Source organism: Caulobacter sp. (assembly GCF_965279145.1).
Taxonomy (GTDB): Bacteria; Pseudomonadota; Alphaproteobacteria; order Caulobacterales; family Caulobacteraceae; genus Caulobacter.
On record NZ_OZ257139.1, the window covers coordinates 3272793 to 3292301 of the forward strand.

General features: G+C 68.1%; 19 protein-coding genes. 8 read left to right on the forward strand and 11 right to left on the reverse strand.

Annotated elements, in window-relative coordinates; genetic code table 11:
* The first annotated feature begins 59 nt into the window (after positions 1 to 59).
* From ACQY9P_RS15345 to ACQY9P_RS15355, 3 genes are all read left to right on the forward strand, one after another.
* A complete protein-coding gene (locus ACQY9P_RS15345; protein ID WP_421738419.1) occupies positions 60 to 437 on the forward strand; it encodes a response regulator in 378 nt (125 codons plus the stop codon).
* The gene (locus tag ACQY9P_RS15350; RefSeq protein ID WP_421738418.1) at positions 434 to 1798 is read left to right on the forward strand and encodes a PleD family two-component system response regulator; all 1365 of its coding nucleotides are present in this window, start codon (positions 434 to 436) and stop codon (positions 1796 to 1798) included. Before ACQY9P_RS15345 ends, ACQY9P_RS15350 begins: the two co-directional genes overlap by 4 nt.
* A gap of 84 nt (positions 1799 to 1882) precedes the next feature.
* Positions 1883 to 3568 carry an alkaline phosphatase family protein gene (locus ACQY9P_RS15355; protein ID WP_421738417.1) on the forward strand — a complete coding sequence of 562 codons (1686 nt, stop codon included), beginning with the start codon at positions 1883 to 1885 and terminating at the stop codon, positions 3566 to 3568.
* A gap of 192 nt (positions 3569 to 3760) precedes the next feature.
* On the opposite strand, the gene rpmG is transcribed toward ACQY9P_RS15355, so the two are convergent.
* The 3 genes from rpmG to ACQY9P_RS15370 form a co-directional block, all read right to left on the reverse strand.
* Positions 3761 to 3928 carry a 50S ribosomal protein L33 gene (gene rpmG, locus ACQY9P_RS15360; protein ID WP_007673017.1) on the reverse strand — a complete coding sequence of 56 codons (168 nt, stop codon included), beginning with the start codon at positions 3926 to 3928 and terminating at the stop codon, positions 3761 to 3763.
* 81 nt (positions 3929 to 4009) lie between these two features.
* On the reverse strand, positions 4010 to 4471 hold the full coding sequence (locus ACQY9P_RS15365; RefSeq protein WP_421738416.1) for a DUF6265 family protein: 462 nt from the start codon (positions 4469 to 4471) through the stop codon (positions 4010 to 4012).
* A 26-nt stretch (positions 4472 to 4497) separates the two neighbouring features.
* Positions 4498 to 5226: an NUDIX hydrolase gene (locus ACQY9P_RS15370; RefSeq protein WP_421738415.1), complete on the reverse strand. Its 729-nt coding sequence runs from the start codon at positions 5224 to 5226 to the stop codon at positions 4498 to 4500.
* A gap of 111 nt (positions 5227 to 5337) precedes the next feature.
* Between ACQY9P_RS15370 and ACQY9P_RS15375 the strand changes: the two genes are divergently transcribed.
* Positions 5338 to 6633, forward strand: a complete 1296-nt coding sequence (locus ACQY9P_RS15375) for an amidohydrolase (protein WP_421738414.1) — start codon at positions 5338 to 5340, stop codon at positions 6631 to 6633.
* Between the two features lie 201 nt (positions 6634 to 6834).
* Positions 6835 to 7329, forward strand: a complete 495-nt coding sequence (locus tag ACQY9P_RS15380) for an ion channel (RefSeq protein ID WP_421738413.1) — start codon at positions 6835 to 6837, stop codon at positions 7327 to 7329.
* Here the strand turns inward: ACQY9P_RS15380 and ACQY9P_RS15385 are convergent.
* On the reverse strand, positions 7226 to 8383 hold the full coding sequence (locus ACQY9P_RS15385; protein ID WP_421738412.1) for a pyridoxal phosphate-dependent aminotransferase: 1158 nt from the start codon (positions 8381 to 8383) through the stop codon (positions 7226 to 7228). The genes ACQY9P_RS15380 and ACQY9P_RS15385 overlap by 104 nt on opposite strands.
* A 66-nt stretch (positions 8384 to 8449) precedes the next feature.
* Between ACQY9P_RS15385 and ACQY9P_RS15390 the strand changes: the two genes are divergently transcribed.
* Complete coding sequence (locus ACQY9P_RS15390) at positions 8450 to 9508, forward strand: SGNH/GDSL hydrolase family protein (protein WP_421738411.1); 1059 nt, start codon at positions 8450 to 8452, stop codon at positions 9506 to 9508.
* Between the two features lie 147 nt (positions 9509 to 9655).
* On the opposite strand, the gene rnr is transcribed toward ACQY9P_RS15390, so the two are convergent.
* Entirely contained in the window at positions 9656 to 11971 is a 2316-nt protein-coding gene (gene rnr, locus ACQY9P_RS15395; protein ID WP_421738410.1) for a ribonuclease R, read from the reverse strand.
* Positions 11972 to 12089: 118 nt separating this feature from the next.
* Positions 12090 to 12353 carry a hypothetical protein gene (locus ACQY9P_RS15400; protein ID WP_421738409.1) on the reverse strand — a complete coding sequence of 88 codons (264 nt, stop codon included), beginning with the start codon at positions 12351 to 12353 and terminating at the stop codon, positions 12090 to 12092.
* A gap of 171 nt (positions 12354 to 12524) precedes the next feature.
* Between ACQY9P_RS15400 and ACQY9P_RS15405 the strand changes: the two genes are divergently transcribed.
* Complete coding sequence (locus tag ACQY9P_RS15405; protein WP_421738408.1) at positions 12525 to 12863, forward strand: hypothetical protein; 339 nt, start codon at positions 12525 to 12527, stop codon at positions 12861 to 12863.
* A gap of 124 nt (positions 12864 to 12987) precedes the next feature.
* Here the strand turns inward: ACQY9P_RS15405 and ACQY9P_RS15410 are convergent, their stop codons facing one another.
* Complete coding sequence (locus ACQY9P_RS15410; RefSeq protein WP_421738407.1) at positions 12988 to 13353, reverse strand: hypothetical protein; 366 nt, start codon at positions 13351 to 13353, stop codon at positions 12988 to 12990.
* Between the two features lie 39 nt (positions 13354 to 13392).
* The gene (topA, locus tag ACQY9P_RS15415; protein WP_421738406.1) at positions 13393 to 16095 is read right to left on the reverse strand and encodes a type I DNA topoisomerase; all 2703 of its coding nucleotides are present in this window, start codon (positions 16093 to 16095) and stop codon (positions 13393 to 13395) included.
* 183 nt (positions 16096 to 16278) lie between these two features.
* On the opposite strand from topA, the gene ACQY9P_RS15420 reads away from it, so the two are divergent.
* Entirely contained in the window at positions 16279 to 16449 is a 171-nt protein-coding gene (locus ACQY9P_RS15420; protein WP_421738405.1) for a hypothetical protein, read from the forward strand.
* Here ACQY9P_RS15420 and ACQY9P_RS15425 read toward each other — a convergent pair.
* The 3 genes from ACQY9P_RS15425 to dprA all read right to left on the reverse strand — a co-directional run bounded on the left by ACQY9P_RS15425 (position 16446) and on the right by dprA (position 19499).
* Positions 16446 to 17633: a methyltransferase domain-containing protein gene (locus tag ACQY9P_RS15425; RefSeq protein WP_421738404.1), complete on the reverse strand. Its 1188-nt coding sequence runs from the start codon at positions 17631 to 17633 to the stop codon at positions 16446 to 16448. The genes ACQY9P_RS15420 and ACQY9P_RS15425 overlap by 4 nt on opposite strands.
* Positions 17634 to 17708: 75 nt before the next feature.
* A complete protein-coding gene (locus ACQY9P_RS15430) occupies positions 17709 to 18332 on the reverse strand; it encodes a hypothetical protein (RefSeq protein WP_421738403.1) in 624 nt (207 codons plus the stop codon).
* A gap of 69 nt (positions 18333 to 18401) precedes the next feature.
* Positions 18402 to 19499 (reverse strand): DNA-processing protein DprA, encoded by a 1098-nt coding sequence (gene dprA, locus ACQY9P_RS15435; protein WP_421738402.1) that lies wholly within the window; start codon positions 19497 to 19499, stop codon positions 18402 to 18404.
* Positions 19500 to 19509: the final 10 nt, after the last annotated feature.

The following is a 19509-nucleotide window of genomic DNA, read 5'->3' on the forward strand; positions in this document are numbered from 1 at the left end:
AAGACAGAAGCGACGCGAATCCCTCAGGCGTCGCCACGGACCGTATGGTCGGGGTCAGGATGACGAAGAAGGTCCTCATCGTGGAGGATAATGAGCTGAACATGAAGCTCTTTCATGATCTGCTCGAAGCCCAGGGTTACGAGACCCTGCAGACCCGTGAGGGTTTGCAGGCGCTGTCGATCGCCCGGGATAACCGCCCCGACCTGATTCTCATGGATATTCAGCTGCCGGAGATCTCGGGGCTCGAGGTCACCAAGTGGCTCAAGGAAGACGAGGATCTCGCCCATATTCCCGTGGTGGCCGTCACGGCCTTCGCGATGAAGGGCGATGAGGAGCGGATTCGCGAGGGCGGCTGCGAGGCCTATATCTCCAAGCCGATCTCGGTGGCCCACTTCCTCGACACCATCAAGCGGCTGCTCGAGAAGGAGCCGGTATGAGCGCGCGGATCCTCGTCGTCGATGACATCGAGGCCAATGTCCGCCTGCTCGAGGCCAAGCTTTCGGCCGAATATTACCAGGTCACCACCGCCAACGACGGCCCCACGGCCTTGGCCATGGCGGCCAGCGATCTGCCCGACATCATCCTGCTGGACGTCATGATGCCCGGCATGGACGGTTTCACCGTCTGCAAGAAGCTCAAGGAAGACCCGACCACCCGGCACATCCCGGTGGTGCTGGTCACGGCCCTCGATGGTCGCGCCGACCGGATCCAGGGTCTGGAGGCCGGCGCTTCCGACTTCCTGACCAAGCCGATCGACGACGTGATGCTGTTCGCTCGCGTGCGCAGCCTGACCCGCCTGAAGCTGGTGATCGACGAACTGCGCCAGCGCGAGGCCTCGGGCCGTCGCATGGGCGTGATCGCCGGCGCCGCCGCGCGCCTGGACGGCCTGGGCGGCCGGGTGCTGATCGTCGACGACAATGAACGCCAGGCCCAGCGCATCGCCACCGAACTGGGCGTCGAGCACCGTCCGGTCGTCGAATCCGATCCGGAAAAGGCGCGGATCAGCGCCGGCGGACCGGTCGACCTGGTGATCATCAACGCCGCGGCCAAGACCTTCGATGGCCTGCGCTTCGCCGCATCCCTGCGGTCGGACGAGCGCACCCGCCATCTGCCGGTGCTGGCGATGGTCGATCCCGACGAGCGCCACCGGATGGTCAAGGCGCTGGAAATCGGCGTCAACGACATCCTGCCGCGCCCGATCGACCCGCAGGAGCTGTCGGCCCGGGTCAAGACCCAGATCCAGCGCAAGCGCTACACCGACTATCTGCGCAACAATCTTGACCACAGCCTGGAGCTGGCCGTCACCGACCAGCTGACCGGCCTGCACAACCGTCGCTACATGATCGGCCAGCTCGACTCGCTGGCCAAGCGCGCGGCCCTGGGCGGCGATCCGGTGGCGGCGCTGCTGATCGACATCGATCACTTCAAGAAGATCAACGACACCTTCGGCCACGACGTGGGCGACGAGGTGCTGCGCGAGTTCGCCCTGCGCCTGGCCTCCAACGTTCGGGCCATCGATCTGCCTTGCCGCTACGGCGGCGAGGAGTTCACGGTGATCATGCCCGACACCCAGCTGGCCGACGCCATGCGCATCGCCGAGCGGATCCGCATGCACGTGGCCGGCTCGCCCTTCCGGGTGGCCCAGGGCAAGGAACTGCTGACGGTGACCATCTCGATCGGCGTCTCGGCGACGATCGGCGAGCACGACACGCCCGAGGCCCTGCTCAAGCGCGCCGACGAGGGGGTCTATGAGGCCAAGGCCTCCGGCCGCAACGCGGTGGTCGGCCGCGTGGCCTGACGGCTTTTCAAGCCACCGACTCTTTCTTGCCCCTCCGAACGTCTCCGTCCTTGCACGGAGCAAATGATCGGGCATTTTGCGTCGATGAATAAGCTGCTTACTTCCGCCGCGCTGGCCTGCGCCGCGCTCGCGTTCGGCGTTTCCGCCCAGGCTGAGCCGGTCGCCCGCCCTGATCCCAAGCTGGTTGTGGTGATCTCCGTCGACCAGTTCAGCGCCAATCTGTTCGCTCAACACCGGCCGGAGTTCACCGGCGGCCTGGGCAAGCTGGCGCGGGAGGGGATCGTCTATCCCAACGGCTATCAGTCGCACGCCATGACCGAGACCTGTCCGGGACACTCCACCCTGCTGACGGGCAAACATCCCAACAAGACCGGCATCAGCGCCAACGACTGGTACGACAGGGCCACCGGCAAGCAGGTCTATTGCCTGGGCGACGACGACAGCCCGCTGGCCAATGATCCCAAGGGTCGGGCTGTCAGCCCCAAGAATCTCATGGCCAGCACCTATGGCGACTGGCTGAAGGCCGTCTCGCCGGCCAGCCGGGTATTCGGCGTCTCGGGCAAGGATCGTGGCGCGATCACCATGTCCGGCCACCATGCCGACGGCGCCTATTGGTATGTGCCCGGCTTTGGCTTCACCACCTTCGTGCCGCCGGGCGAGACCGCCGAGGCGCGGCTGAAGCCCGTCGCGGCGTTCAACGCCAGGCTGGCGGCCGACCTCAAGAAACATCCCTTCGTCTGGGGCTACGACAAGAAGCTGATCGGCGGCTCGGACAAGCGCTGCAAGGCCCTGGAGGCCGACTACAAGACCGGCGACCGCGCGTGGCGCGCGGCGCTGCCGATCCCGGTCGCGCCCGACGAGGCGGGCAAGCTGCGCGATCTCGGCTCCAGCCCCTTCATCGACCAGGTCTCGCTGGACCTGGCCGCCCAGCTTCGCGACACCTATGGCCTGGGCGACGGACCGCAGGTCGACGTGCTGACCGTCAGCCTGTCGGCCACCGACTATATCGGCCACCGCTACGGCACGCGCGGCCCGGAGATGTGCGACCAGATGGCGCGCCTCGACGCGGGTCTGGGCCAGTTCCTGGACCGTGTCGGCAAGGCCAAGGGCGGGGTCCTGGTGGTCCTGACCGCCGACCACGGCGGCGCCGACTTCGCCGAACGCCTGAACAGCGAGGGCTATGACGTCGAGCGCGTGATCGGCAAGCCTTGGCTGGCCAGGCTAAATGCGCAAGTCCGCGCCGATCTGGGCCTGTCCTGGGATCCGCTGATCGCCGACGGCGGCATCGACCAGATCTATGTCGTCGGCCCCGATCGCCGCACGCCGTCCATCACCGATCGCGCCCGCATCACCGCCGTCGCATTGGCCCTGGTCAAGCGCCAGCCCGAGGTGGCCGAGGCCTTCGACGCCAATGTCCTGCTGACCGCCGAAGCGGTGTCGGATGACGCCTCGCCCGAGGAGCTGTCGGTGGCCGAGCGCATGCGCCGCAGCGTCTATCCGGGCCGCACGGGTGACATCCTGGTGGCCTTCAAGCCCAACCTCGTGCCGGCCACGGCGGGGCCGACCTATGTCTCCACCCACGGCAGCCCCTGGGACTATGACCGCCGCGTGCCGGTCCTGTTCTGGTGGAAAGGGAGCGCGCCCCGCGAACGGGTGCTGCCGCTCGACACCGTGGACATCGCGCCGACCATCGCGGCCGTGACCGGCGTCAAGCCGCCGGCGGATGTGGACGGGCGGTGCCGGCCGCTGGGCAGCGGGCACGATTGTTAGGCGTGAGATCCTCCCCCTGAAGGGGGAGGTGGTCGCGAAGCGACCGGAGGGGGAAGTGATGCGGAGCTTCCGCTGATCCTTCCCTCTCCGTCGCCTGCGGCGACACCTCTCCCGTCAGGGAGAGGATGGAATCAAAAACGCCCGGCTATCGCTAGCCGGGCGTTTTCGTGTGTCGTACCTGTCAGGCAGATCTTACTTGATCTTGCCTTCCTTGAATTCGACGTGCTTGCGGATGACCGGATCGTACTTCTTCAGCACCATCTTTTCGGTCTTGGTGCGGGCGTTCTTCTTGGTCACGTAGAAGAAGCCGGTGTCGGCGGTCGAGTTCAGGCGGATCTTGATTGAAGCCGGTTTGGCCATGATAGAATCCCTGCGGTGTCGCGCAGGGTACCCGCGCGTTGGAAATGAGAGGCGCGGAACATACTCATCAACTCGCCAAAGTCAATTGCCGGCGGGGCAGCGCGTGTAGGGATAGTCCACCGCACGGGCCAGACCGCCGATATTCCCCTCGATCCGGGCGATCAGCGTGGTCGCATCCACGCGCTTGTACAGAATCCGCTGGGGAAAATCGTGGGTTGGGTCCTCGAACACCACCAGATCGTCGGTGACCTCCTTCAGCGGGAAGCTGGCCTCGGCCTGGCCTGAAGGCTTGGCGATGAAGGCCAGCCGACCGTCCGATCCGGGCGCGATTCGCAGGAATTCGTATTCGCGGAGCTTGCCGTCCTTCAGGGTGCGGCTCATGCCCAGCATCATGCCGCCGCCGGGCGCCAGCCATTGCTCGTCGACCCGTCCGTTGGAGCGGACCTGCATCCAGCAGCCGCTCATCCAGCCCAGACGCGCGACATCGGTTTCAGCGGAAGGCGTCGCGGCGGCCATGGACGCCGCCAGGAGCAGGGCCAGCATGTCGTTCTCCCCCGGAATGCGGCGGATCAGACGTAGGTCAGATTCCGCGCGCCGTTCAGGAAACGCATGAAGGGCGCGGGGCGTCCAGCATCCTTGAGCCGCTGGCCGATCTCCTGAACCACGAACCGCGTGATGTTGGGCAGATCCAGGGCAAGCGCCTCGGTAAAGTCCACCCAGGCGATCTCGTCCAACTCGCCGCAGTCGGGCTGGCGCTCCAGGCTCAGCAAGGCCTCGGCTGGGGCCATGAAGAAGCGGGCGTCGAAGCGGCGCGTGCGATAGGGCGGGGTGATGGCTCGGGCCACGAAGGCCAGCGGCGCCAGGTCGGGCAGGGCGCCCTGGGCCAGGAAGGGCCGCCACGCCCCGGCGGCCGGCCGTGGAGGCGTGGGGCGGGCCAGCAGCAGGCCTGTCTCCTCGAAGGTCTCCCGCACCGCCGCCATGGCCAGGGCGCGGGCTAGGGCGGCCGGGCTGGGATGGCGGGGCTGGTGGGTCAGGCGCGCGGTGACCTCCGGCGACAGTTCGGTGGCCGCCGGCGCGCGATAGTCGCCGCGATCCACCCGCCCGCCCGGAAACACCCACTTGTCGGGCATGAAGGCGTGGCCGCCCGCCCGGCGTCCCATCAGCAGGCGCGGCTTGGCCGCGTCGGTTCTGACGATGATCAGGGTCGCGGCATGGCGCGGCTTGAGTACGCCCGTGCCCGGGTCGCGCACGGCCGCGTCGTTGATCGTGTCGAATTTGGCGTCAATCGGCTCGTCCATCCCGCAAGGTTAGTCCGATTGCGCCATTCGCAAAGCCGCCCCTTACGTCAGCTTGACCGGTCTTGGGCAAGCACCCCACAGTCCGCCGGCTTTTCAGAGGGATTTACGGGCATGCTTGGACGGGTTTCGACGCTGGCGATCATGGCCGGCCTGGCTTTTGGCGCGCCGGCCCTGGCGGCCCCTTCCGCGAAGGTCGAAGCCGCCGCCAAGGCGGTGCAGCCCAAGGTCATCGCCTGGCGTCGCGACATCCACGAGCATCCCGAACTGGGCAACCAGGAGGTTCGAACCGCCGCCATCGTCGCCAAGGAGCTGAAGGCCCTTGGCTTTGAAGTCCGCGAAGGCGTGGGCAAGACCGGCGTCGTCGGCATCCTGAAGGGCGGCAAGCCGGGCAAGGTGGTCGCCCTGCGCGCCGACATGGACGCCCTGCCGGTCGAGGAAAAGACCGGCGAGCCCTTCGCCTCCAAGGTCACCGCCACCTGGGAAGGCAAGACCGTCCCGGTCATGCACGCATGCGGCCACGACACCCATGTCGCCATGCTTCTGGGAACCGCGACGGTGCTTGCCGGGATGAAGGCCGACATCAAGGGCACGGTTGTTTTGATCTTCCAGCCCGCCGAGGAGGGCCCGCAGGCCGGCGAAGAAGGCGGCGCCAAACTGATGATCCGCGACGGCGCTCTGGACCAGCCCAAGGTCGACGCCATCTTCGGCGTGCATATCGGCCCGGCCGACGCCCATGTGCTGAACTACCGGGCCGGCGGCTTCTATGCGGGGGCCGATCGCTTGACCATCACCGTCAAGGGCAAGCAGACCCATGGCGCGCGTCCCTGGGCGGGCGTCGACATGGCCAGCGTCTCGGCCGACATCATCCAGGCCATCAACCAGATCGCCGCGCGCCAGGTCGATGTCGGCGTCTCGCCCTCGGTGGTCACCATCGCCACCATCAACATGGGCCTGCGCAACAACATCATCCCCGAAGACCTGAAGATGGAAGGGACGATGCGAACCTTCACGCCCGAGCGTAAGGCCGAGCTGATCGACAAGGTCACCAAGGCTGTCACGTCGATCGGCGATCGCTATGGCGCCAAGGCCACGGCGGTGTTCAGCCAGCCCTATCCGGTGACCTACAACAATCCCGAACTGTCCAGCTGGGTGAAGGCCAGCTTGCTCAAGGCCTCGCCGGGCAAGGTGGACGATCAGGCGCCGCTGGTGACCGGGGCGGAGGATTTTTCGCTCTACGCCCTGAAGGTTCCGGCCGTGTTCGTGCAACTGGGCGGCCGCCCCAAGGGCGTCCCCGCCGCCGGCGCGCCGGCCAACCACTCGCCGTACTTCACCGTCGACGAGGACGTGCTGGAGACCGGCGTGAAGGCCGAGCTGTTCATGGCGCTGGATTATCTGGAGCGGAAGTAGCGGGAGGATCCTCCCCCTCTGGGGGAGGTGCCCCGAAGGGGCGGAGGGGGCAGCGCGGCCAAGGCCGAGAAGGCCCCCTCAGTCGCTCCGCGACAGCTCCCCCAAGAGGGGAGCATCCTGCCCCGCGATCACAGTTGGGCCTGAATGGCGCCGGCATAGGCTTTCGCGAGCGACCGGCTCGCGCGCGTGAAGGAGCAGATCATGGCGGATTTTTACGCCCTCGCCCTGGCGCTGGCGCTCATCTCCGCCGCCGTGCTGATCCACTTCCAGGCGCTCCGCGCCCTGTCGCAGGGCCAGGACCGACTGGCGGTTTCAGGTCACTTGAAGATCCTGCTGGTGATCTTCGGCCTGATCATCGCCCACGGGTTGGAGGCGGCCGTGTTCGCGGGCGGCTACGCCCTCGGCGAGCGGGTGTTGAAGTTGGGCAGCTTCGTGGGCGCCTCGTCGATGAGCGCCAGCCAGTTCTTCTATTTCTCGATCGAGACCTTCACCACCCAGGGGGTCGGCGATGTCTATGTGATCGGCCCGCTGCGCCTGATCGCCAGCCTGGAACCCCTGGCCGGCCTGATCCTGATCGGCTGGTCGGGATCCTTCACCTTCCTGGCGATGCGACTGGACTGGCGGCTTGCGCCGCAAACCACGGAACCAGCCGACGAACCGCTTCCTCGACCTCGGCCGTCGACACCGCGAAGCTGAAGCGCATGAACCGGTGGCCTTCCGCCGGGTCAAAGTCGATGCCGGGCGCGGTGGCGACGCCCGTATCGCGCAGAAGCTGCTGGCAGAACGCCATCGAGTCGTTCGTCAGGTGTCCGATGTCGGCCCAGATATAGAAGGCCCCGTCCGGCGGCGCGATGCGGGCCAGGCCCAGCGAGGGCAGGGCGTCCAGCAGCAACTGACGGTTGGTCCGATAGACCTCGACATGGCCGTCCAGCTCGTCGGCGCAGTCCATGGCCACCAGGCCCGCGTGCTGGCTCAGCGACGGAGCGGTCAGGAACAGGTTGCCCATATAGGCCCGCGCCCGGTGTACGTGGTCCATCGGCGACAGCAGCCAGCCCAGACGCCAGCCAACCATGCTGAAATATTTCGAAAAGCTGTTGACGATCAGGGCGTTGGGCTCGAACTCCAGCATCGAACGGACCGGGCCGATATAGCTGAGGCCGTGATAGATCTCGTCGCTGACGATGCGAATGTTCCGCTCGCGACAGACTGCGGCGATGGCGGCCATCTCGTCGTCGGCGATGATCGTGCCGGTCGGATTGGCCGGACTGGCGACAATGACGCCGGCCGGGGCGGGGTCCAGCGCCGCCAGATGCGCGGCGGTCAGCTGGTAGCGATCCTCGGGACCACAGGCGATCTCGACCGGAACCAGGTTCAGGGCTTTCAGCGTGTTGCGATAGGCCACATAGCCCGGGCGGGCCAGGGCCACCCGGTCGCCGGCCTCGAACGATGAGGCCAAGGCCATCACCAACGCCGGCGACGCGCCGCAGGTCAGGATGATCTGTTCCGGATCGACCTTCACGCCGTGCAGGTCGTCATAGCGCCGGGCGATGCGGGCCTTCAGCGCGGGGCTTTCCCAATAGCCCAGGCCGTCGGTGTCCAGCACGTGGTGCGCCCGTGCGATGGCGGCCTTCGGCGCGCCGGTGGAGGGCTGGCCGAACTCCATGTGGATGATCGAGCGGCCCTCGGCCTTCAGCTGATGGGCCAGGCGGCTGATGGCGATGGCGTGGAAAGGGTCGAGATCTGGGCGCATGATTTCCTGTTAGCCGGGATCGTCCGGCTATGACAGATGGGAGCAGCCTGTCCGTCGGAGTCGACCATGCGATCCATCCTTCTCGCCGCGTTGGGCGCCCTGACCCTCTCGACCGCCCCCGCCGCCGCCCAGGTCGCCGCCCAGACGGCGCTGGTCCCCCATGTGGGCGGTCGAGTCGCTCCGGCGCCGGACGGCGGCCTGGCGTTCGGTTGGCCGGGCGTCTATTTCGAGGGACGCTTTTCCGGTCCGTCGGTGACGGTGGCGGTCGACACCGGCTCCGAGCATCTGGCGGTCAGCATCGACGGCCAGGTCCGCGCCGAGCTGCGCAAGCCGGGCCTTGCCCGCCTGACCTTCGACCATCTGGCGCCCGGCGAGCACGTGGTGCGGCTGGACAAGCTGACCGAAAGCCAAACGGGCGCCGCGCGGTTCATCGGCTTCTTCGTCGGCCCCGAGGGCAAACCGCTGGCGCCGACCGCGCGGCCGCGCCGCATCGAGTTCATCGGCGATTCCTACACCGTGGCCTATGGCGTGCGCTCGACCCATCGCGACTGCACCCAGGACGAGGTCCACGACCTCACCGACACCAGCCAGTCCTTCGCGCCGATCCTGGCGGGGCGGCTCGACGCCGACTACCGCATCATCGCCTTCTCTGGTCGCGGGGTGGTGCGCAACTACAGCGGCCTGGCGCCCGGCGAGCCCTTGCCCGCCCTCTATCCGCGCCTGATCCCGGGGCAGGCCGAGCCGCATGTCGATCCGACCGAGTCCTGGAAACCCGACCTGATCGTCGTCGGCCTGGGCACCAACGATTTTTCGACGCCGCTGAAGGCCGGCGAGGCCTGGCCGGACGAAGCCGATCTGCGGGCCGACTATCGCGACGCCTATGTCGCCTTCGTCGCCGCCCTGGCGCGCCGCGATCCGCAGGCGCGGTTCCTACTGCTGGCCGGCGACACCTTCGCCGACGATGTCGCGCAGGTCGCCGGGCGGCTGAACGGCGCGACGGCGAACCTGGCGACGCCGGTGCGGGTGACCGGCATGGAGCGCACCGCCTGCCACTCCCACCCCTCCGCCGCCGACGAGCGGATGATGGCCGATCTGCTGGAGAAGGCGATCAGGGGGCTGAAATAGATGGATCTCCCCCTCTGGGGGAGGTGGCCCAGAGGGCCGGAGGGGGCAGAGCGGTGTTCGCCCAGATCGCGCCAGGTATTGCCGACGCCGGCGCTGCCCCCTCAGTCGCTCCGCGACAGCTCCCCCGGAGGGGGAGCACCTACAAAATCAGCGCCGCTTGCCGCGCCGGACGCCCTTGGGCAGGCCGCCGCGCGGCTTGACCGCCGCCTGGCGCCGCGCGCCGAGCCGGGGCAGAGGGGCCCTGGGGTCCGCCGGCAGCGGTTCGGTGATCATCTCGAACAGCAGGCCGCCGGTGACGGGCGTCGCCTCGACCAGCTTGACCTCGACCTGCAGGCCCAGCGGCCAGCGCTTGCCGGTGCGCTCGCCGACCAGGGCGTGCATCCGCTCGTCATGGACGAAGAACTCCGCGCCCAGGGTCGAGACAGGCACCAGGCCGTCGGCGCCGGTGTCGTCCAGCTTCACGAACAGGCCAAAGCGGGTGACGCCGGTGATGCGGCCGTTGAACGTCGCGCCCACCCGGTCGGACAGGAACGCGGCGATGTAGCGGTCGGTGGCGTCGCGCTCGGCGGCCATGGCCCGGCGTTCGGCATAGGTGATGGTCTCGGCCGTGTCCTTGATCTGGCTGACGTCCTGGTCGGTCAGGCCATCGTCACCCAGGCCTAGGGCGCGGATCAGGGCCCGGTGAACGATCAGGTCGGCATAGCGGCGGATCGGGCTGGTGAAGTGGGCGTACTTGGCCAAGTTCAGGCCGAAATGGCCCAGGTTGTCGGCGCTGTAGTGGGCCTGCATCTGGGTGCGCAGCACCACCTCGTTGACGATGGCGGCGTGCGGGCCGTCGCGGGTCTCGTCCAGCAGCTTGTTGAAGCGCGAGGTTTGCGGGGCCTCGCCCTTGTTCCACTTGATCTCCAGCGTCGCCAGGAATTCGGCCAGGTTCTGGACCTTCTCCTGGCTGGGTGTGTCGTGGACGCGATAGATCAGCGGCGTGCGCTTGGCTTCCAGGCTCTCGGCGGCGCTGACATTGGCCTGGATCATCATCTCCTCGATCAGCTTGTGGGCCTCGAGGCTGGCGCGGCGGTTGATCGAGGCGATCTCGCCCTCGCGGGTGATGACGATCTTGCGCTCGTCGCTTTCGATGGCCAGGGGCGAGCGGATCTCGCGGCCCTTGCCCATCAGGCGGAAGGCTTCCCACAGCGGCCGCAGGATCGCATCCAGCAGCGGCGGGGCCTTGTCGCCGTCCTGGCCGTCGGGCGGGATCACGCCGTCGATGGCGGCCTGGGCCTGCTCGTAGGAGAGCTTGGCGGCCGAGCGCATCAGGCCGCGCACGAAGCGGTGGCTCTTCTTGCGGCCGGCGCTGTCGAACACCATCCGCACCGCCAGGGTGGCGCGGTTCTCGCCTTCACGCAGGCTGCACAGGCCGTTGGACAGCACCTCGGGCAGCATCGGCTCCACCCGGTCGGGGAAGTAGACGCTGTTGCCCTTTTCGCGGGCCTCGCGGTCCAGGGCCGAGCCGGGGCGCACATAGGCGGCGACGTCGGCGATGGCCACCCACACTACCCAGCCGCCCACATTGCCGGCCTCGGGATCGGGATGGGCGTAGACGGCGTCGTCGTGGTCGCGGGCGTCCACCGGGTCGATGGTCACGAACGGCAGGTCGCGCAGGTCGTCGCGGCCTTCCAGGGTCGGCGGCTTGGCGGCGGCGGCTTCGGCCTCGGCGGCTTCGGAGAAGCCCACCGGGATGCCGTGGCTGTGGATGGCGATCAGGGAGGCGGCGCGCGGATCATCCTCGCTGCCCACCACTTCCAGCACCTTGCCCTGCTTGGGACCATAGCGGCCGGCGGGCGCGCCCACCGAGGCCAGCACCAGATCGCCTTCCTTCAGGTCCTTGGCGTCCAGTTCCGAGAGGACCAGCACTTCCTTGGACTTGCGATCGACCGGTTCAACCCGGGTTTCGCGGCGATGCTTGCGGATCACGCCCAGGATCTTGTGAGCGCTCTGGCCCAGCTTCTTGATCAGCCGGGCTTCCATCTCGCCGTTTTCGAGGCGCTCGAAGCGCACCAGCAGGCGGTCGCCCATGCCCGGCGCGCCGCCGGCGTCGGCATTGCGGGCCGGAGACAGGCGCACGATCGGCGCGTCGTCATCAGCCTTGGTCAGCTTGACGAACATGTCGCCGTCGTTGTCGCGGTCAACCACATCCACCACGCCCACGGGCGGCAGAGAGCCGGCCTCGGCGAAGCCCTTGCGGCCGCGTTTGCCCAAAGCCCCCTGGGCCTCAAGCTCGCGCAGCATTTCGCGGAGGGCCCGGCGATCGGCGCCCTTCAGGCCGAAGTGGCGGGCGATGTCGGCCTTGCCGCTCTCGCCCGCGCTGCGCAGGAAGGCGAGCAAGGTGTCGCGATCCGGCAGGCCGGCGGGCGGCTTTGCAGCGGTGGGGAACTTGGACGACTTGGGCGTGCGCGGTTTGGCCATGTGCTGGGATAACCCGGCAGCGGGGACAAAGGCCAAGGGAAAGACGATCAAACCCGCCGCGATCTGATCGGCGGGCCGCCCTCAGGCGGCAAGTCTGGCCCAAGCAGACGTCTGAAGACTATTTCGAATAGACGACCCGGCACTCACCCTCGACCGTCGTGTAGCGGCCATTGGCGGCGTCGACGAACGAGATTCGACCGCCCTCGTCATATTCGACCTTGCCGGTCGAGCGGCCGGCGAAGGTCTGCGCGCCATAGCTCCAGCAGACGATGTCCGCCGGCTTGTCGCCCCAGGTCGCCTCGCGGCTGGCGCGCTTGCTGTCGGTGCAGGCCCCCGTGGCGACCGTGGCGAGGATGATCGAGGCGGCTACGGCAAGGCGCATGGGGAGGGTCTCGGAGACAAAGGCCCGGCTGGCGGGCGGTGAAGGGGTTTGTCTCGCGCCAAACCTGGATTGGACAGGGCGCAGGTTGCGCTATATTTTCAACCTATGGTCGCTTCAACGCTCAAGGTAACATTAAGGGGTGCTCTCAGCATTCTATTGGCGCTGCCCACGATGGCCCATGCGGCCCAGGCTGAACTTCCCGAGGTCCCAGGGGCCGCCATCGAATATGCGAGCGTATCGGATGCGCGGGAAGCCTTGAAAGTCCGTCCAGGCGTCGTTTTCACCGTCATCAACGGCTGGGACATCGCGACCGACAGGGCCGCCCGGACGATCTGGTCGTTTTCGCCTGATGATTATCCGGCCTACCCAGCTGTGGTGAAGCGACAGGTCGTGAAGGATGGGGGTAAGGTCTTCGTCAAGATGAGCGTCCAGTGCGAGGCGTCAAAGGCCGTTTGCGACGACCTTGTCCGAACCTTTGCCAGCATGACGGGCCTCGCGTTGCCGCGATAGTCTGGAGGTTGTTCGCGGTCAAAGCCGAGTACGAGTCTTTCTTCCCTTGTGGGAAAAGGAGCTCAGTCCGCCATATTACCGAAGATCAGAAGGTCCGCTCTGGGCGCTGACGAGGGGCGCGGGATCAGTACAGATCCTCGATCCGCGTCGGTGGCGGGGTCGGCGCGACCTCGGGCTTCTTTTCAGCCGCCGCATCAGCGGCGGCCGGCGGCGCTTCGATCACCGCGACCGGAGCCTCGGCTTCCGGCGTTGTGACCTCGACGGCTTTGACCTTGGGCTTTTCAGGCGGCGGCGGCGCGTAGAGCGGCGCGGGGGCCGCGTCCTTGATCGGCGTCCCCGAGACCTCGGCGAGCGGCGCGGTCGAGGCGCGGACGCTCGAGCCGTTGTCCTTCAGCGCGTTGGTCAGGCCCATGGCGAAGCCGAGGCCGCTGATCAGGATCAGTCCGGCGACCACGACATGCAGGGGCAGGGGCCGTTCGAGCGTCGTCATGGGCGAAAGTCTAACCCCGGATCGCGATCATGGGTAGGGTCAGACCTCCGTCCCGGTCGGCGCCTTGGCCGGCTTCTTGGCGACGGCCTTCTTGGGCGTGGCTTTCTTGGCCGGAGCCTTCTTGGCAGGCGCCTTCTTGGCCGAAGCGTCGCCGTCGGCGGCGGCGGCCTTCGCCTTGGCGGGGGCCTTGGCCGGAGCCTTCTTGGCGGCGGCCTTTTTCGCCGGCTTCTTGCCGCCGCCCTTGGCGACGCGTTCGGCCAGCAGGACCACGGCCTCTTCCAGGGTCAGGGCCGCCGGGTCGGCGCCCTTGGGCACATTGGCGTTGGTGTCGCCGTGCTTGATATAGGGGCCAAACCGGCCCGACAGCACCTTGACCGGCTTGCCGTCCTCGGGGTGATTGCCCAACTCGGCCAGCGCCGCGGCCTGTCCGCGCTGCGGACGTCCGCCGCCCGCCCGCTTGTCGGCCAGCACCGCGACCGCGCGGTTCAGGCCGATGTCGAAGACGTCCTCGGGGTTTTCCAGATTGGCGTAGGTGCCCTCGTGCAGCACGAAGGGCCCAAAGCGGCCCAGGCCGGCGGTGATCTTCTTGCCGTCATCCGGGTGCAGTCCGACCTCGCGCGGCAGGGACAGCAGGCGCAGGGCCTTTTCCAGGTCGACGGCGGCCGGGAGCCAGCCCTTGGGCAGGCTGGATCGCTTGGGCTTGTCGCCGCTCTCGGCCGCCGGCGGCTCCTCGACATAGGGGCCAAAGCGGCCGTTCTTCAGCCACACCGAACGGCCGGTTTCCGGGTTGATCCCCAGCTCCTTGTCGGCGGCTTCCGCCTCGCCTTCGCCATCGGAAGACGTGGCGAGCTGGCGGGTGAAGCGGCATTCGGGATAGTTGCTGCAGCCGATGAAGGCGCCGAACTTGCCGACCTTCAGCGACAGCATGCCCGTCCCGCAGGTGGGACAGATGCGCGGGTTGGAACCATCGCCCTTGTCGGGGAAGATGTGCGGACCCAGGGCGTCGTTCAGAGCGTCGAGGACGTTGGTGACGCGCAGCTCGGCGATCTCGCCGACGGCGGCGGCGAAGTCCTTCCAGAAGTCGCGCAGGAACTGCTTCCAGTCCAGCTTGCCGTCCGACACCAGATCCAACTGCTCTTCGAGGCTGGCGGTGAAGTCATACTCGACATAGCGGCGGAAGAACTGCTCCAGGAAGGCGGTGACCAGACGGCCCTTGTCTTCCGGGATGAAGCGGTTCTTCTCCATCTTCACATATTCGCGGTCGCGCAGCACGGTCAGGACCGAGGCGTAGGTCGACGGACGGCCGATCCCCAGCTCTTCCATCTTCTTGACCAGGCTGGCTTCCGAATAGCGCGGGGGCGGTTCGGTGAAGTGCTGGTCGGCGCGGGCCTCGATCACCTTGGCGCTGGCGCCGTCCTCGATCATCGGCAGGCGGGCCGAATCCTCGTCGCCGTCGTCGTCGCGGCCTTCTTCATAGACCGTCAGATAGCCGGGGAAGAGCACGACCTGGCCGGTGGCGCGCAGGCCGGTCTGGCCGTCGTGGCTCTCGATATCGACCGTGGTGCGCTCGATGCGGGCGCTTTCCATCTGCGACGCGATCATCCGCTTCCAGATCAATTCGTACAGGCGGCCCAGATCCGGCTCCAGCCGCAGCGAGCCGGGATTGCGCGACAGGCTGGTGGGGCGGATGGCTTCGTGCGCCTCCTGGGCGTTCTTGGCCTTGACCTTGTAGTAGCGCGGCGTCTCGGGGACGTAGTCCTTGCCATAGACATTGCCGATCACGTCGCGGGCTTCGGCGATGCCCTCGGGGCCCACCGCCACGCCGTCGGTCCGCATGTAGGTGATCAGGCCGACGGTCTCGCCGCCGATGTCGATGCCTTCATACAGCTTCTGCGCCGCCTGCATGGTGCGTTGGGCGCTGAAGCCGAGCTTGCGCGAGGCTTCCTGCTGCAGGGTCGAGGTGGTGAAGGGCGGGGCGGGCGAGCGCTTGCCGGGTTTCTTCTCGACGCCGGCGATCTTGAACACGGCCTTTTCGACCGCCGCCTTGGCGGCCAGGGCCGAGCCCTCGTTGTTCAGGTCGAACTTGGTGAGCTTCTTGCCTTCGTGCTTGATCAGGCGGGCCGTGAACGGGTCGGCGCCGGCCGAGACGTCGGCGTCGACGCTCCAGTATTCCTGGGTCTTGAAGCGCTCGATCTCCATCTCGCGCTCGACGATCAGCCGCAGGCAGACCGATTGCACCCGGCCGGCCGAACGGCTGCCCGGCAGCTTGCGCCACAGGACGGGCGAGAGGGTGAAGCCGACCAGATAGTCCAGGGCGCGGCGGGCCAGATAGGCCTCGACCAGCTCCATGTCGATGTCGCGCGGATTGGCCATGGCCTCGAGCACCGAGGCCTTGGTGATGGCGTTGAACGTCACGCGCTGGACGGTCATGCCTTTGACCGCCTTCTTCTTCTGAAGGACTTCCAGAATGTGCCAGCTGATCGCTTCCCCTTCGCGGTCGGGGTCGGTGGCCAGGATCAGGCGGTCGGCCCCCTTCATCGCGTCAATGATGTCGGAGACGCGCTTGGAAGACTTGGCGTCGATCTCCCAACTCATCGCGAAATCGTTGTCAGGCTCCACCGAGCCGTCCTTCGACGGCAGGTCACGGATGTGGCCGTACGAGGCGAGAACCGTGTAGTCGGACCCGAGATACTTGTTGATGGTCTTGGCCTTGGCCGGGCTCTCGACGACGACGACGTTCATTAGGACTCTGTACCCAGGGGGAAGGATCGCCCGAAAGGCGAGCGCCGGAAAGTGGGGGCGTGACGGGGGGTCTGTCAACGCGGGCTGTGGAAACAGTGGCGTTTGACCTGATTTGGTAGGCGGTTGTTAAGCCTGGCTTGGCATTATTCTAGGCTCAACCCCTGACCCTCGCTGGACCCAGCCTTGGATCTGACCGTCAACAGGATCGCCACCGAGGCCTATGTTTCGCCGATCCGGCCCGTCAGGCCGATCGCGTCGAACGCCGAACGCGCGCAGATCGCTGACCAGCTCAAGCAGGCCGTGCGCGCCGCGCCGGCCCAGGGTACGGGCCTTTTGATCGACCTTTCGATCTAGGCTTTCCGCCGCATCACATACAGACCGCCCCGCGCGACGCCCGCGCCTTCGCGCCGCAGGTCCGTGATTTCGTGTTCCAGAACCTCGAAAGCCGGCGTCGCCAGGTCGCGAACATAGGCGTCGGCGTGCGCGAACCGGCCTGACGGGAGCACGGACCACCCGTCTGCGGCGACCTCGACGCTGAAGGCGAACAGGCCGCCGGGCCGCACCACGGGGCTCAGGGCCTCGAACAGGGGAGCGAGGTCGCCCAGATAGATCAGCACGTCGGCCGCCAGCACCAGGTCGAAGGTCTCGGCCCGGTCACGCAGGAAATCGACGATGTCGGCCTGGATCAGGCGGGCGTAGGCGTTGCGCTCCGCGGCCTTGGCCAGCATCCCGCCGGACAGGTCGACGCCCGTCAGCCGCGCGCCGAATCCGGCGAAGGGCTCCGCCGACAGGCCGGTGCCGCAGCCCAGGTCGAGGATCTCGGAAAACGCGGTCGCGTGGCGGGCGACCATCCCGGCCAGCAGCGAGGGGGCCTGATAGTCCAGAAGGGTCACCAACTGGTGGTCGAACTGGTCGGCGAAGCCGTCGAATTTCGCCGCGACATAGTCGGCCGGGGCGCGGCTGACCGAGGCGTCCGTCAGCACCCGCATCGCATAGGCGTGGACGACGTCGTCGGGGCTGCGCTCCGCCAGCCAGGCGCCGATCGTGCGGGCCGCGTCCAACTGCTCGAAGGCCGAAAACACGGCGAAGGCCTCGCGCGCCACCGACAGCTCTTCCTCGGGATCGGCGCTGTAGAGCGACAGGGCGTCTTCGATCAGGACGCCGTTTATGATGGCCGCCAAGGCGGCGGCCCGGGCGCGCACCTGATCGGCGTTGGCGGGCAGGGGCCCCTGGCAGGCCGCCCGGTCGAACACCTCGACCGCGCCCGAGAAATCGCCGGTCAGGTACAGCGCCTGACCCAGGCAGACCAGCCATACAGCCTCCGCCGCGGGCGACGCCGTCGCGTTGCGCAGCGGCTCGACCGACTCGTTGAAGCGGCGCGCGCCCATCAGGGTCAGCCCCAGGCCAAACTGCGCCTCGGCATGGTTGGGATCGGCGGCCAGTACGGCGCGAAAGCCGGCCTCGGCGTCTTCGCCACGCCCCTCGCCACTGGCCTGTACGGCGCTGTTGAACGTTTCGGCGACGGTCTGCTGGCTCATCTTGATTCCCGAACGTGGCGGCCCGCCGCCATTGCTGGGTATTCGCTCAGCTTGCTGGAAAGTTACAGCCAAATATCAGCGAAGGCGGGTCCGGCCGGTCCTTCTGGGGCTTTTGCCGCGCTCCTCGGTCAGGCCGAAGATCTGCATGAAGCCGACCACGGCGGGCGGCGGCGGGGCGGGCCGCGTGGTCAGGACCGCCAGCGGCGCGGGCGGCGCGACGACCTGCACCATCAGCGGCGCGATGATCCACTGGGCGGGGAACGGCCGCACCTCGGCGTCGGCCTGGGCGCGAAGATGCGGGCAGTGCTCCATCGAGTGCCGCGCGCAGGCCTCGTGCAGCGGCGGGATCGAGCCGGCGTCGATGATGATCTGGTCGTCGGGCAAGGCGGGCGGCAGGTAGCCGCCCAGGCCCTTGGCGCGAAGCGCGGCGGCGGGCTTGCGGTGGGCGATCTGGGTCCAGCGGTCGCCGTCGGGCGTCGGCTCGCCGCACATCGGACAGCGCATCTGGATCACCGCTTCCCGCTGCCGCCGGAAGTGGTTCATCGAATATTGCGGGCGTCCGAAGCCGGGACGTTCGACCTGGCAGACCGCCAGCCGTCCGCCGATGCTGGGGCAGGGACGCACGCCCAGGCCTTCCTCTTCCGACCAACTGGTCATCCAGGGCACATCGACTCCCGGCTTCAGTCTCGACTCGGGCATGGGCGTTCCTTGGCCTGGCGAAACAGCCACAACGCGCCAAACGGCCAGGCGTGGCAATGCAGCGCTGTTTCAGGCGCCCGCCACCAGACCGCCGGCCAGCAGCAGCGCCCGTTCCGCCAGGGCCAGCTCCACCAGCGCCGCCATCACGGCCGAGGTCGGCGCGCCCGTGGCCCGGACCAGTTCGTCGCGCGACACCGGCGTCGGCGACAGCAGCCCGGCGAGCCGCTCGCGCAGGGCGTCGAAATCGACATCGGCCTCGGGTTCGCCGTCATAGGCCCGGTCGCGTTCGCGCAGGTGGGTCTGGCCCGACAGCGAACGCAGCACGTCCTCGGCGCCCTCGCACAGGATGGCGCCCTGGCGGATCAGGTCGTTGGTCCCCCGGGCGCGGGGATCCAGCGGCGAGCCGGGCACGGCGAAGACGTCGCGGCCCTGTTCGGCGGCCAGGCGGGCGGTGATCAGCGAACCGGACTTCAGCTCGGCCTCGACCACCACCACGCCCAGCGACAGGCCCGAGATGATGCGGTTACGGCGGGGGAAGTCCTTGGCCTGGGCGCGGCGGTCGGGCGCGCTCTCGCTGACCACGCAGCCTTCGACGGCCAGGCGGGCGTGCAAGGAAGCATGTTCGGGCGGATAGATATCGCCGATCCCGCCGCCCAGCACGGCCACCGATCCGGTGCGCATCGAGCCCTCGTGGGCCGCGCCGTCGACACCGCGCGCCATGCCCGAGACGATGACATGGCCGGCCTCGCCCAGCTCGGCGGCCAGCTGGCGGGCGAAGCGCTGGCCGCCGGCCGAGGCGATGCGGGCCCCCACGATGGCGACGCTGGGCCGGGGCAGCAGCTCGGCGCGGCCCAGCGCCCACAGCACCGGCGGCGGCGGATCGAGGGCCGCGAGGCGGGCCGGGAAGTCGGGCTCGCAGCCGCACAGCAGCCGCGCGCCCATGGCCGCGCCGGCCTCCAGTTCGCGCTCGATGGTCTCGCGCAGGGGGATGTTCAGCGGCGTGGCGCGACCGCCCCGGCGGGAGAGGTCGGGCAGGGCGGAAAGCGCCCGCTCGGGCGTGCCGAAGCGCGCCAGCAGGTGCTCGAAGGCGACGGGGCCGACCGTCTCGGTGCGCGCCAGCCGCAGCCAGGCCAGGCGCTGGATGTCCGAGAGTCGGCCCAAGGTCATGCGAAAATGG

Excerpts from the sequence above, each read along its gene's own strand:
- ACQY9P_RS15405 (WP_421738408.1), top strand. The coding sequence starts at position 12,525 with ATGGCCCATGCGGCCCAGGCTGAACTTCCCGAGGTCCCAGGGGCCGCC.
- ACQY9P_RS15410 (WP_421738407.1), bottom strand. The coding sequence starts at position 13,353 with ATGACGACGCTCGAACGGCCCCTGCCCCTGCATGTCGTGGTCGCCGGA.
- ACQY9P_RS15355 (WP_421738417.1), top strand. The coding sequence starts at position 1,883 with ATGAATAAGCTGCTTACTTCCGCCGCGCTGGCCTGCGCCGCGCTCGCG.
- dprA (WP_421738402.1), bottom strand. The coding sequence starts at position 19,499 with ATGACCTTGGGCCGACTCTCGGACATCCAGCGCCTGGCCTGGCTGCGG.
- ACQY9P_RS15375 (WP_421738414.1), top strand. The coding sequence starts at position 5,338 with ATGCTTGGACGGGTTTCGACGCTGGCGATCATGGCCGGCCTGGCTTTT.
- ACQY9P_RS15345 (WP_421738419.1), top strand. The coding sequence starts at position 60 with ATGACGAAGAAGGTCCTCATCGTGGAGGATAATGAGCTGAACATGAAG.
- ACQY9P_RS15390 (WP_421738411.1), top strand. The coding sequence starts at position 8,450 with ATGCGATCCATCCTTCTCGCCGCGTTGGGCGCCCTGACCCTCTCGACC.
- ACQY9P_RS15370 (WP_421738415.1), bottom strand. The coding sequence starts at position 5,226 with ATGGACGAGCCGATTGACGCCAAATTCGACACGATCAACGACGCGGCC.
- ACQY9P_RS15385 (WP_421738412.1), bottom strand. The coding sequence starts at position 8,383 with ATGCGCCCAGATCTCGACCCTTTCCACGCCATCGCCATCAGCCGCCTG.
- ACQY9P_RS15425 (WP_421738404.1), bottom strand. The coding sequence starts at position 17,633 with ATGAGCCAGCAGACCGTCGCCGAAACGTTCAACAGCGCCGTACAGGCC.
- rnr (WP_421738410.1), bottom strand. The coding sequence starts at position 11,971 with ATGGCCAAACCGCGCACGCCCAAGTCGTCCAAGTTCCCCACCGCTGCA.
- topA (WP_421738406.1), bottom strand. The coding sequence starts at position 16,095 with ATGAACGTCGTCGTCGTCGAGAGCCCGGCCAAGGCCAAGACCATCAAC.
- ACQY9P_RS15430 (WP_421738403.1), bottom strand. The coding sequence starts at position 18,332 with ATGCCCGAGTCGAGACTGAAGCCGGGAGTCGATGTGCCCTGGATGACC.
- ACQY9P_RS15365 (WP_421738416.1), bottom strand. The coding sequence starts at position 4,471 with ATGCTGGCCCTGCTCCTGGCGGCGTCCATGGCCGCCGCGACGCCTTCC.
- rpmG (WP_007673017.1), bottom strand. The coding sequence starts at position 3,928 with ATGGCCAAACCGGCTTCAATCAAGATCCGCCTGAACTCGACCGCCGAC.
- ACQY9P_RS15350 (WP_421738418.1), top strand. The coding sequence starts at position 434 with ATGAGCGCGCGGATCCTCGTCGTCGATGACATCGAGGCCAATGTCCGC.
- ACQY9P_RS15380 (WP_421738413.1), top strand. The coding sequence starts at position 6,835 with ATGGCGGATTTTTACGCCCTCGCCCTGGCGCTGGCGCTCATCTCCGCC.
- ACQY9P_RS15400 (WP_421738409.1), bottom strand. The coding sequence starts at position 12,353 with ATGCGCCTTGCCGTAGCCGCCTCGATCATCCTCGCCACGGTCGCCACG.